Source organism: Rhizobium sp. AC44/96 (genome assembly GCF_001692185.1).
Classification (GTDB): domain Bacteria; phylum Pseudomonadota; class Alphaproteobacteria; order Rhizobiales; family Rhizobiaceae; genus Rhizobium.
This window is the reverse complement of record NZ_LXKO01000035.1, coordinates 281,876-294,097: the sequence shown is the minus strand read 5'-3', so window position 1 is coordinate 294,097 and position 12,222 is coordinate 281,876. Positions and strand designations below refer to the sequence as shown.

The window sequence follows — 12,222 nt, the reverse complement described above, 5'->3', positions numbered from 1 at the left end:
AATCACCTTTTCGAGAAATCCCGTGCAATCTGCGTGCGCGCGCTTCCAAGCGCCTGAAAGCGGCGGATATTCCCTCAAAAGCAAGGGGCCGGCAAGATGCCGGCCCCCAGTAGAATGGTCGATGATAGCCGATCAGTTCGCCGGCGGCGTCGGAGCAGCCGGAGGTACGGCGGCAGGCAAGCCAGATGCGCTGTTGAAGTAGCGGAAGAACTCCGTATTCGGCGACATCACCAGCGTCGTGTCGGTCGAGGACATCGCCGTGGTGTATGCTGCCATCGAACGGTAGAACTCGAAGAAGCTCGGGTTCTTATTGAAGGCATCGGCGAAGATCCGGTTCCGCTCAGCATCACCCTGGCCGCGCAGGATTTCCGAGTCACGCTGCGCTTCCGCGGTGATCTCGACAACCTGTCTGTCGGCGATAGCGCGACGGCGCTGGCCCTCTTCGCCACCCTGTGCACGCAGCAGTTCGGCTTCAGCAAGACGTTCCGCCCGCATGCGATCGTAGGTCTTCGGCGCAACTTCGCGCGTCAGGTCGGTACGACGGATACGAACGTCCTGAATGTTGAGGCCAAGCGCCTCTGCATCCCGGTGCAGGTCATCGCGAACCTCGAGCATCATGGCGACGCGCTCTTCGGAAAGGGCGGCGTCGAAATCACGCAGACCGTAGACACGACGCAGCGACGAGTCGAGCTGAGTGCGAAGGCGAGCTTCGGCAGACTCGCGATCGCCCGATACCGTTTCACGGAAGCGGCGGACGTCCTTGATGTCGTAGATCACGAAGGCATCGACGTCGAAGGTCGCACCACCGCGCACCTGGACACGGATGTTGTCGAGGTCGAAGCGCAGTGCCTGCCTTTCAACGATCTGAACGCGATCGGCATCCATGAAGGTGAACGGCAGCTTGAAGTACAGGCCCGGCTCGGTCTTCACCGACTGGATTTGACCGAAGCGGACGACAATGGCCTGCTCACGGGCATTGACCACGAAGATCGACGAATAGAGGCCGAGCAGAACAACGGCGAGGATAATCAGAATGACGGGAAGTTTGTTCGATGTCATGGCTCAACCTCCCTGCTGTGCCGGCTTGCCGATCTCGTTGAGCGGCAGGTAGGGCACGACCCCCTGCTTCTCGTCGATCACGACCTTCTTGGAGTTCTTCAGCACCTGTTCCATCGTTTCGAGGAACAGTCGCTTGCGCGTCACTTCGGGAGCCTTGGTGTATTCGTCATTGATGGAGTTGAAGCGCTGCGCTTCACCTTCCGCTTCCTTCACCACGCGGTCCTTGTAGGCCGCGGCGGCTTCGCGGATCTGAGCCGCGTCACCGCGGGCCTGTCCGAGCTTCTGGTTTGCGTACTGGTTAGCCTCTTCGACCAAACGCTGCTTGTCCTGGTCGGCACGCTGCACTTCTTCGAACGCGTCGGCCACTTCACGCGGCGGCGCAACGTCCTGGATGGTGATGGCGTTGATTGAAATACCACTGCGGTAGCGATCCATCGTGCCCTGCACGATGTTGGCGACTTCGGTCTCGATCGGCTGACGGTTGTCACGGAATGCGTCTTGCGCCGGGCGACGTCCGACGACTTCGCGCATGGCGCTCTCGGCGACCTGCTGCAGCGTTTCTGCCGGGTTCTCGACGTTGAAGAGATAGGCCTTCGGGTCAGTCACGGTGAAGAAGACGGAGAACTGGACGTTCAGGATGTTCTGGTCACCGGAGAGCATCAGGCCGGTCGACGACGAGGACGACGTCGCGCCGATGTTCTGCTGCTGGACCGTTACCTTGACGATCTCGACCGTTTCCATCGGCCACAGATGGAAATGCAGGCCGGGCATGGAAATTTCCGGCTTCGGGTTACCGAAGCGCAATTCGACGCCACGCTCGTCCGGCTGGACGATGTAAATGCACTGGAAAAGCCAGAATGCGACGATGATCGCCGCAGCGATAAGCAGCGCGCCGGTATTGAAGCCGCCGGGCACGATGCCGCGCAGCTGATCCTGGCCACGCCGGATGATATCCTCGAGATCGGGTGGACCACCCTTTCCGCCGCCACCGCCGCGCGGGCGGTTCGGCCCCTGCCCCCATGGTCCCTGATTGTTACCGCCGCCGCCGCCCCAAGGGCCGCCGCCGCCATTCTGATTGCTCCAGGGCATCAAAACCTCGTTGTTCGTTAAAAACTTGCGATCGCTCAACCCACGGGGGCGACGGATATCCGCGATCGTGACCGTTATAGGTATCGCCGCATCGGCTTTCAACGCGGCATGAGGAACTTGGCGATATTTATTGGAAAATAGTGGATTTTTGCGCCCTCAGCGCCTGTCGTAAACCACAAAACGCGTCGGATAGCTGTCCTTGTCGCCAGCAGGCACCTCGATCGTCTCCCCGGCACCCCAGACAGAGGGATCGATAGCCGGGAAAAAAGTATCGCCCGCAACCGTCGTCTCGACATGAGTAACGCAAAGACGATCGGCAAGGCCGATGGCCTGCCCGTATATCTGCCCACCCCCGATGATGCAGATCTCGTCCTCGCCTTTCTGCGCGGCCATGGTCTCCGCGATCGCAATGGCGTCCGCCAACGAGGACACCGTCGTCACCTCGGCATGATCGATTGCGGCCTGCCTGGAGATGACCACGTTTGCACGGCCCGGCAACGGTTTGCCGATCGAATCGTAGGTCTTGCGACCCATGATGACCGGCTTGCCAAGGGTCAGGGCCTTGAAGCGCTTGAGGTCAGTCGACAGCCGCCAGGGCATGTCGCCATCGCGGCCGATAATACCATTTTCGGCGACGGCAACCAGGATCGTCTTACGGATATCGGACATGTATTTCCCTGGTCAGACGGCGATCGGCGCCTTGATGCTGGCGTCGGCCTCATAACCGATCAGCTCGAAATCCTCGAACTTGAAGCCGAAGATATCCTTCACATCAGGATTGAAGCGCATGAACGGCAAAGGCTTCGGCTTGCGCGTCAGCTGCAGCTTCGCCTGCTCGAAATGATTGTGATAGAGGTGCGCATCGCCGAGTGTATGGACAAAATCACCCAGCTTCAGGCCCGTCACCTGCGCCACTATCATCGTCAACAACGCATAGGACGCGATGTTGAATGGGACGCCCAGGAAGATGTCAGCGGACCGCTGATAAAGCTGGCAGGAGAGTTTGCCGTCGGCCACATAGAACTGGAACAGGCAATGGCATGGCGGCAATGCCATGCTGTCCACCTCAGCCGGATTCCAGGCCGAGACGATGTGACGGCGCGAGTTCGGATTTTTCACGATACCCGCAACGAGATTGGCGATCTGATCGATATGCCCACCATCAGGTGCCGGCCAGGAGCGCCACTGCGCGCCGTAGACGGGACCGAGATCGCCGTTTTCATCGGCCCATTCGTCCCAGATCGAAACGCCGTTATCCTTGAGGTAGCCGATATTGGTCTCGCCCTTGAGGAACCAGAGAAGCTCATGAATGATGGAGCGAAGATGCAGCTTCTTGGTCGTCAGAACCGGAAAGCCCTCTTCGAGGTCGAAACGCATCTGATAACCGAATACCGACCGCGTGCCCGTACCGGTCCGATCGCCGCGATCGGTTCCGCGTTCCATCACATGGTCCAAGAGATCGAGATACTGCTTCATCGTCTGCCGCCGATTCCTATTTCCCCGTATTTAAGCGCATCGAGCGTCAAAACCAATCGTTACCCCCGTTTATCCCGGTAAATCTCCACCCAGCCGCGATGGATTTGTGACGATGGCTCTTCCCATGGGGATCGGAAAACACTATATCAGCCTTGCCGGTCCTCGGATCGGCTATGGCGATAAATGAGCGGTGTAATAAACCTATTGGACCCGGGGGCGGTACCCGGCGCCTCCACCAAAAACCGGCGGCCCTGCAATGAGATGGCCGGCTTTTGATGGGGGCGAAACAGGATCGACAAGGGTGTAAAGATCGTCTTTTTGCTCGGCATTGTACCACCGTTATCGGGCTAAAATTGTAGTTGCAAACGACAACTATGCGGAAGCTCGTCTCGCTGCTTAATCGCGGTGTGACACTTCAAATAAAGCCCTAGTGGTTCGCACCTCTAGGCGGGGTCCGAAGGCACCTGGCAACAGAAGCCTTCACCTTCTCCCTCGCGTTCAAATCATGTATGCTTTCCGAAAGCATGACTCGGCTTCGGCCTTTTCGACGGCGCACTGGCGTGCCATATAGCCTCGAGAAAAGACGTCCGAACGAAAAGAAAGACAGGATAAAGCATGGGGCAGGATCATATCCGTTACGACATTCTGGCACAGGACGCGCTTCGCGGCGTCATCCGTAAGGTATTGTCTGAAGTCGCGACAACGGGCCGCCTGCCGGGCGAGCATCACTTCTTCATCACCTTCCTGACCGGCGCACCGGGCGTTCGGATTTCGCAGCACCTGAAGTCACGCTATCCGGAGCAGATGACGATCGTCATCCAGCACCAGTTCTGGGAAATGAAGGTCACGGAAACGAGTTTCGAGATCGGCCTGTCCTTCTCCGATGTTCCCGAGAAGCTCTTCATCCCGTTCAACGCCATTCGTGGCTTCTATGACCCGTCTGTCAATTTCGAGCTGGAGTTCGACGTACCGCTGGCCGATGGCGAGGAGCTGCCGGATGCGGAGATCACCGCCTACCCTGTCGGCCAGGAAAAAGTGGAAGACGCCCAAGCAGCAAAGCCTGCCGACGGCGACGAGAAGAAGCCCGGCTCAGTCGTCTCGCTCGACGCGTTCCGTAAGAAGCAGTAACGGCAAGGGAAGCGGAAGCTTCCCTTTTTTAGTACAGGATTGAGGCAGTCATGAGCGCCGAAATCGTCAATCTCCGCCAGTTCAAGAAGAAGCAGGCCCGCTCCGAAAAGGAGAAGCAGGCCGAGCAGAACCGTATATCCTTCGGTCGCACGAAAACCGAAAAGCAGCTGACGAAGGCGCTCAACGAGAAAGCCGAGCGCGCGCTTGAACAGGGCAAGATCGAGAAAAAAGACGGCGACGAGTGACGCCAGACCACCCCTCGAAAAGAACCTATATTCATAGACTTGGCTATACTGGCGGACTCTTTTTCTCAACTCACCTGCCCAGCGAGCGAACCCCAGGATGATCCGGAAGCACTCCGCCACCTTGCACGGACATCGCACGAGCTTTTCGCTCGAAGACGAGTTCTGGAACGAGCTGCGGGCCATTGCAGCCGCCCGCTCCATCCCACTCGCCGTCCTTATCTCGGAAATCGACGATCAGCGGCAGCCGGAAGCCAACCTCTCCTCCGCGCTTCGCCTGTATGTCCTGGCGTGGCTGAAACGCAGCGTCGTTTAGCAGGACTACCGACAGTCCTCAGTTCAGCAGGCAGGTCTTGGTCGTTGCCGACCTCGGGGGCGTTCATCGAATGCCATCTGTCCGACACTCGGGTCCGCGACCTTATCAGCGATCATGACAAAGTTTAACTTTCATCCTAACCATTGCTGCAGGGGTTGCATTCTAATTTAGTCATTATTCAACTGTCGCGTGGTTGCCATAAACCAACGCCGGAACGACTAGAAAAGGCATGGCTGGGCTCATCAAATGATTCGGAGGAATAACGCATGCGCAAAATCGGTAGTCTGACCATTGTGAGCTGTTTGTCTGCGACCTTCGCCGCCGCGCCTGTCGTTATCGATCTGCACAGCCCGCTGAAGCTCACGACGTCGATCGTTTTCGCAGGCAATGGGAACGGCGGCGGCCATGGTGGCGGAAACGGTGGCGGCAATGGTGGCGGAAACGGTCGCGGCAGCAGTGAAGGGCATGCCTCAGCCAGTCATGGAAAATCCGGGCTTTCGTCACGTGGAGCGAACGAGCAGAGCTCTTCCGATGACCCGATAGCAACTACGCTTGGAAAGCTTTTTGGCACCGGCAAGAGCGAAGAAACGCACGGTAAAAAGGCGCCAACGAGAACCGCGAAGGCAGAAAAAAACGATATAAAGGGAGTCAAGCCGACCCCCAGACCGGAGCAGCCAGCTGTCGTAACGGAAGTAGCTGCGGTCGAAACGGAAGAGCCGGCGTTGAAGGATAAACCCGATCTCGCAGCAAAGCTCGGGGGGCTACACTCCCTGCAACGCAACTATCATGCCTACCTCAACTCCAACGATCCGCGCATGGCCGCCATCCGCTCTTATGTCGTTGCCTACGCTCAGTTTGAGCTGGACAACGGGATCGATGCCGTTCCGACCGATCCCGCCCTCAGCGACGAGGCTCTGAGTGCCGCGCTGCAGGCAGCAGCGAACAAGGATATTGGTACGGCTCAGCCGCCTGCCGCTCTCGGAACGGTAGATCCTGAAGTGATGGCATGGGCGAAAGACGTCCTCGGTGTCGGCCCAGCCGTTGGCAAGATCGACCACGTGCGCGATGACATGGCGACCAAGCAGCCGACTGACGAGGCAGCGGAAACGGACCCCGTGACCGAACCAGAAACCGAAGACGCGGACAAACTCGTTGAGCCAACTGCAACAGCGCAGGTAACCGAGGCCGAATAATCGCTTTTAGTAGAGGCCTTCAATCACCCGATCGGCGCCCCTTTGGCGGAAGCACTCATCGTAACTTGGCGAGCCGCTGTCACGAAAGGCGGGCAGCGCTTGGCCGTCTCAAGCACGCCCTTCAATTCGATAAAACGCGAACTCTGTAAATTGGGTAATTGCAGACTATAAGTGCCCCCTTCACGGCACCGCACCTGAGGGAGCAGCAGCCCGCGGACACGTGTACAGCCTCGCGAGGACGACGATCGTCCGCTATTGCGGCATCTGCACCCCGGGAAGCCCGGGTATGCTGCTATTGTTTTGCGAATTTATCGGCGGCAGGGAGAGCTGCTCGCGGGTGCGCCGGGCAGTCTCGTCGGCAGCAGCCTTCGCTTCTGCTTCCGCCTTTGCCTTGGCGACAGCAGCGTCGGCCTCTGCCTTTGCGCGCGCTGCGGCTTCAGCCTGCGCCCGTTGCTCCGCCTCGACCCTTTGCCGCTCCGCCTCGGCGGCGAGCGCGCGCAGTCTCAGTTCTTCGTCACGGCGCTGCTTTTCGATGACAGCAGCCTTCTCCCGCTCCATGTCATTGAACTTGTAGAGCGCCGTCTCGCGGCGAAGCCGTTGCTTCTCCAGCACGTTAGACTGCAAACGCTCCACGCGCCTGCGCTCCCGCTCGAAGGCGCGCAACGACAGGAAACCGGTGATATCGGTGACATCGACGGTCCGTCCAGGCGAGGCGAGCAAGCCGGAGAAATCCAGTCGGACGGCGGGTTCGGCTCCTGCAAACGCCTCACTGCCGGGATCGAGGACGACGTTCAGCGAAGCATTGATCCGCCTCTGCGGCAAGTCGAGCTGCGCATTTGCTGCTAGCTTCGCCTGTTCGGCTTGAACCCCCACGTTCTGGACGCGCAGCATGCCATCGGTGACATTGAATGGGATGGCGATCGGCGGCAGCTTGGCTTCCCCGTTGTTGAGCAAGGTCTCAACGATCGGATGGACTTTGCCGGCATTGAGCTGATCTTGCATCGGATCGGTCGCCGCAAGCAGCGGAGCCAGCATTCCGAGATTGAGGCCGCGAACACTCGTCTCAGCCAGGCGCAACTCGCCCGAACCGTTGAGGGACGCCGCGATATCCTTGGCCGACTTGCCGGAAGCTTCCGTCGACAGGCTCAGGCCGAACTTGCCGTTTGCGACAGGAGCGCCATCGCGGCTCCATACGACACCCGCCAGGTCTGCATCCGTCAGCTCAAGCTTCGTCTGAAAGAAGCCGGTCCCATCCGCATTGGTGAACAGCAGGTTGCCATCGATATGGCCGCCGTCCCATCCGCCCTTCATCTCGTTCAGCTGCAACTCGTCGCCCTTGTAGGCGACGGTCGAGGTAAAGTCGGAAATCGCACCGGACCAGCCGGGCCAGAACTCTTTTGCCGAGAGCTTCAGATTGACATCCATGTCCTTGAACACCGGCAGTCCAAGCGCCCCACCAGACAGCTGGCCGTTCGTGGCGTCGGTAACGGGACCGTAGATGGCTTCCGCCAACCAGGTCGCATCGACCTTCGAAAGCGCCAGATCACCGCTTGCCGTCGTGTTATCGGCCTTCCTATCGACCGTGAGCGAGCCACCGAACTGGTTGTCGGCTGCGTGGCCCGCAATATCGGTCAAGGCGATCTTGTCGCCGTCAATGGTCGCCGTCGTGGTGAGCTTGAACGGCAATCCGGTGCCCATCTGTGGCACGCCGATGCCGTTCATCACAAGGTATGGATCGAGATCGGCGCTCTCCAATGAAACCGCCAACTGGCCGTTCATGAACGTCTGCGGATGAACGTCGACCTTGCCGCTCGCGGTAAACGACGTCCGATCGGTGGCGAACGTCAGTGCAGCGTCTGCCGGATCCGTCCCTTCCGCCTGAACCTTGAGCGTCAGGCGACCGTTGGCATCGGCATCCACCGGCAGCGGGTCAAGCCCAGCCTGGCCGAAGAGGATCGACGTCACATTGTTCTCGAGCGTTGCCTCTAGGCTTGTCGTCCCCTTGCCCGTCAGCGCAAGGATGTTCGACATCCGGTAGTCGAGATTGACGCGACTGCCGTTTGCAACGCCCGCCAGCGTCAAGGAGAGCCCGTCTCCCTGATCGCCGCCAAGCGTCAGCGCGCCTCGAAGGGCGGTATTCGTGTACCAGGCTGCATTGCGCACCAGCCGGTCCATGACTGGATGCTGCGGCAATTTCTGCTTGAGCATGGCAAAGAACGGCCCGGGATCGGCGGACTTGAAGGTGATCTCCCCGGATCCCTTGTAGTCGAGCAGCGAACCCTCGGCCCGGCCCGTTGCCGTCAGTTCGGCGCCCGCCAAATTCTTGACCGCGAGCTTCTCGATGGCGAGCGCACCATCGGCAATGGTGAAACTGGTTTCGACATCCCCGGCCTCGACACCGAAGGCCGTGAACTTGTCGGCCTTGAGCTGCGCCCGGATCTTGTGATCGAGCACGTTGTCGCCTGCATCCTGCCCCGTGAACAGGCCGGTCAGGGCACGAAGGGCATCGAGATCAAGCGCGTCGCCGGCGAGCGACACATCCAGGGTCGATGGCTGGTTTGCAACCACCCGCCGTTCGAGCCGTCCCTTCAGCGTCGATTGCCCCACGGCGACTTCCAGATCGTCGAAGGTTTGCTGCGCGTGCGTGAGGTTCACCTTGGAGGAAAATCCTGCCTGCCGCAGCTGCCGGATTGCCGGATCGACGGAGCCAGCCAACCAAGCGGCCAGTCCTGTCGGCTGTTTCGATGCAACGGTGACCTGCCCCACGAAGGATGGCTGGCCTTGCAGGTTGAGACGCCCTTGCGCCTCCACCTGGGTACGTCCTGGCAGCGTGCCGAACGCATTGTCGATCGTCCAGCCGTTTCCGGCCGGTTGCAGATCGAGCTGCACGTCGCGGATCGTCGTGTCGCCTGCAACGATCGCGGGCAGCCTGACACTCGCCTTGCCCGGCACCTGCGGCACCGGCACCTGCGACACGATCTGAATAAGAGTGTTCAACCGCTGGCGGGCCGACAAGGCGGGATCACGCGTTGTCTTGCCGCCGGCTCCCTGGTTGCCGATCCGGTTGACATCGATCTGCTGACCGTCGGCGATCAGCAGAAATTGCGGCTTGGCACCGGTGTCGAGCGTCGCTTCGCCGGTAATGACGTAAGGATCGCCTTCGGCGCCGATCTCCAGCCGATACTCGGGAATACGGATACTCTCGTTTGTGAGCTCGAACTTGCCCTTCAGCCTCGGCGGAACATGAGCCTTGTCGGCTCCCTTAGCACTGCTTTCGATCGCGGCGGAAATCGTGCCCTGGTAGTTAGGCTTGCTGTCGACGAGCTTCAGTTCGCCGTCGAGATCGACCGTTACGGGATGCCGGTCGGGCTGTAGCCGGGTGCGCATCCGCAGCACGCCGTTGTCGTCCGGCTGGTTGCTTGAGATGAGGAAGCTCCCATGCTCACCGTCCAGCGCCGCATCGCCGTCGATGCGCCAAGGCCCTGCCAGCGATTTCGCCGACATTTCCGCGTTCAGCCCCGTGACATGGCGTGACCGGCCGGACTGATCGTCGATGAACTGGATGTCACCGCCGGTAACGTGAACCCTCTCGAGCACGACCGTTTTGGCCGGTATCTCCGGCTGGCTGCCGCGCGTCCAGTCAAGCGTGCCATCCTTGAGAAGCCTGAGCTTCACCTTCGGATTGACCACGCGCATATCGAAAATGAGTGCTTCGCCCGAAAGGAAGGGTGCAAGCTCCGCATCCATCGAGAACTGCTCGATCTGCACGATCGGCGAGCCGTCCGTCTCCTGGCCGACACGCACGTCATGCATCGTCACGGACGGGAACGGCAGCAATCGTGCATCGACCGAACCGTGTACGACGACCTTCTTGCCGATGATGCGGCTGGCCTGATCCTCGAAATTCTTGCGGAAGCCGGTCCAGTCAATGAACAGCGGCGCCAGCAGCGCCACGAACAGCGCCACGACCACCACACCACCCAGCACGACGAGGAACCGGCCCACCACGTCAGTCATTCTCCATTCGGGATATCATCGCGGACACTAGAGCATTAAACCGAAAGGTGTGAAGCGGCTTTCCGGCAACATCATGCTCTATTTCCTTGCTTTAACGGTACCTTCGGGACGCCGGCCCGAATCGATATCCGATCCCTCATCTCTAGTGGCACTCACCCAGCCGGTAAGCCAAGAGCAATAGAATGTTGATTTTCAGGCACGGTGGAAAATCTTGCCTGGATTGAAGATATTGTCCGGGTCAAGGGACTGCTTGATCTGGCGCATCAGGTCGACGGCACCGCCGAGTTCCTGTTCGAGGAAGGCCATCTTTCCCTGCCCGATGCCGTGCTCCCCGGTGCAGGTGCCGTCCATCGCCAGCGCTCGCTTGTTGAGCCTGCCCACGAACTCTTCGGCGACGGCGATCCCGGCATCCGTCTTGTCGTCGAAAAGCAGCAGGACATGGAAGTTGCCGTCTCCCGCATGGCCAACGATCATCGCCAGCAATCCATGCTCCTCGATATCGGCCTGGGTTTCACCGATGCAATCGGCAAGGCGGGAAATCGGCACGCAGACATCCGTTGAAAGCGCTGCCATCTCCGGCGCAAGGGCGCGCGATGCCCAGTATGCATCATGACGCGCCTTCCAGAGCTTGTTGCGCTCGTCGGCGTTGACCGTCCACGCGAATTCACCGCCCCCGCACTCTGCGGCGATCTCGGCGAACTGTTCCGATTGTAACGCAACGGTCTCGTCGGTGCCGTGAAATTCGAGGAACAGCGTCGGCTTCTCGTCGTAGCTGAGTTTCGAGTAGGCGTTGCAGGCGCGGATCTGCAGCGCATCGAGAATTTCGATACGCGCAACGGGAATGCCCATCTGGATCGTCATGATGACCGCATCGCAGGCGGCGCGAACCGTCGGAAACGCGCAGACGCCGCCACCGATCTTCTGCGGTATGCCCTGCAGCTGCAACGTCACCGACGTCAGGATACCGAGCGTGCCCTCAGCGCCGACGAAAAGTCGAGTCAGGTCGTAACCGGCGGAGGACTTGCGGGCGCGCCGTGCCGTACGGATCTCCTCGCCGTTGGCCGTCACAACAGTCACGGCGAGCACGTTGTCCTTCATCGTGCCGTAGCGAACGGCATTCGTTCCCGACGCGCGCGTCGAGGTCATGCCGCCGATCGACGCGTTGGCGCCCGGATCGATGGGAAAGAACAAGCCGGTGTCGCGGAGGTAGGTGTTCAGCTGCTCGCGCGTCACGCCGGGTTCGACCGTGCAGTCGAGGTCTTCGGTATTGACCTCGAGGATACGATTCATTTTGTTGAAATCGATGGAAATGCCGCCGTTCGGCGCATTCACCTGCCCTTCGAGCGACGAACCGGTACCGAAACCGATAACTGGCACCTTGTGGTCGGCGCAGATCTTTACCGCCGCCTTCACATCATCGGCGCTTTCGGCAAAGAGCACGCCGTCAGGCAGTTGCGGGGGTATGTAGGTCGTCGTATGCGCATGCTGGGCGCGAAAGGCTTCGCCGGTCTGAAAGCGCTCGCCGAAGCTTTGCTTCAGAATGCCAAGAACGGCTGCGATCCCGGCCTCGTTTCGTGTTCCAGCCTTTGCGTCTTTGAGCGCCATCTCGTTGATCTCCATAACCTTCGCCGCCCGGAGGCAGGTTGGTATGAGACATGAGACGGCGCCTGTCTAGTGCAAGAATCGACGCAACAGCCCTGTC

The 12,222-nt window shown here is 59.9% G+C and carries 10 protein-coding genes and 1 other RNA gene; 5 read left to right on the top strand and 6 right to left on the bottom strand.

Annotated elements, in window-relative coordinates:
- Positions 1-132: 132 nt before the first annotated feature.
- The 4 genes from hflC to A6U87_RS23075 all read right to left on the bottom strand — a co-directional run bounded on the left by hflC (position 133) and on the right by A6U87_RS23075 (position 3,624).
- On the bottom strand, positions 133-1,059 hold the full coding sequence (gene hflC / locus A6U87_RS23090) for a protease modulator HflC (RefSeq protein WP_065693645.1): 927 nt from the start codon (positions 1,057-1,059) through the stop codon (positions 133-135).
- Positions 1,060-1,062: 3 nt separating this feature from the next.
- On the bottom strand, positions 1,063-2,148 hold the full coding sequence (hflK, locus tag A6U87_RS23085) for an FtsH protease activity modulator HflK (protein ID WP_065693644.1): 1,086 nt from the start codon (positions 2,146-2,148) through the stop codon (positions 1,063-1,065).
- A 156-nt stretch (positions 2,149-2,304) separates the two neighbouring features.
- Positions 2,305-2,817 carry a dihydrofolate reductase gene (locus A6U87_RS23080; protein WP_065693643.1) on the bottom strand — a complete coding sequence of 171 codons (513 nt, stop codon included), beginning with the start codon at positions 2,815-2,817 and terminating at the stop codon, positions 2,305-2,307.
- A gap of 12 nt (positions 2,818-2,829) precedes the next feature.
- Positions 2,830-3,624: a thymidylate synthase gene (locus A6U87_RS23075; protein WP_065693642.1), complete on the bottom strand. Its 795-nt coding sequence runs from the start codon at positions 3,622-3,624 to the stop codon at positions 2,830-2,832.
- 115 nt (positions 3,625-3,739) lie between these two features.
- On the opposite strand from A6U87_RS23075, the gene ssrA reads away from it, so the two are divergent.
- The 5 genes from ssrA (at position 3,740) to A6U87_RS23050 (ending at position 6,503) form a co-directional block, all read left to right on the top strand.
- Positions 3,740-4,109: a transfer-messenger RNA gene (gene ssrA / locus A6U87_RS23070) on the top strand.
- A 130-nt stretch (positions 4,110-4,239) separates the two neighbouring features.
- Complete coding sequence (locus A6U87_RS23065) at positions 4,240-4,752, top strand: SspB family protein (protein WP_065693641.1); 513 nt, start codon at positions 4,240-4,242, stop codon at positions 4,750-4,752.
- Positions 4,753-4,802: 50 nt separating this feature from the next.
- Positions 4,803-4,997 (top strand): DUF4169 family protein, encoded by a 195-nt coding sequence (locus A6U87_RS23060; RefSeq protein WP_065693640.1) that lies wholly within the window; start codon positions 4,803-4,805, stop codon positions 4,995-4,997.
- Positions 4,998-5,094: 97 nt separating this feature from the next.
- On the top strand, positions 5,095-5,310 hold the full coding sequence (locus A6U87_RS23055; protein WP_065693639.1) for a ribbon-helix-helix domain-containing protein: 216 nt from the start codon (positions 5,095-5,097) through the stop codon (positions 5,308-5,310).
- Between the two features lie 266 nt (positions 5,311-5,576).
- A complete protein-coding gene (locus A6U87_RS23050) occupies positions 5,577-6,503 on the top strand; it encodes a hypothetical protein (protein WP_065693638.1) in 927 nt (308 codons plus the stop codon).
- A gap of 252 nt (positions 6,504-6,755) precedes the next feature.
- Here the strand turns inward: A6U87_RS23050 and A6U87_RS23045 are convergent, their stop codons facing one another.
- Both A6U87_RS23045 and A6U87_RS23040 read right to left on the bottom strand, forming a co-directional pair.
- The gene (locus A6U87_RS23045; protein WP_065693637.1) at positions 6,756-10,511 is read right to left on the bottom strand and encodes an AsmA-like C-terminal region-containing protein; all 3,756 of its coding nucleotides are present in this window, start codon (positions 10,509-10,511) and stop codon (positions 6,756-6,758) included.
- Between the two features lie 201 nt (positions 10,512-10,712).
- Positions 10,713-12,125: an FAD-binding oxidoreductase gene (locus tag A6U87_RS23040; RefSeq protein ID WP_065693790.1), complete on the bottom strand. Its 1,413-nt coding sequence runs from the start codon at positions 12,123-12,125 to the stop codon at positions 10,713-10,715.
- Positions 12,126-12,222 lie beyond the last annotated feature (97 nt).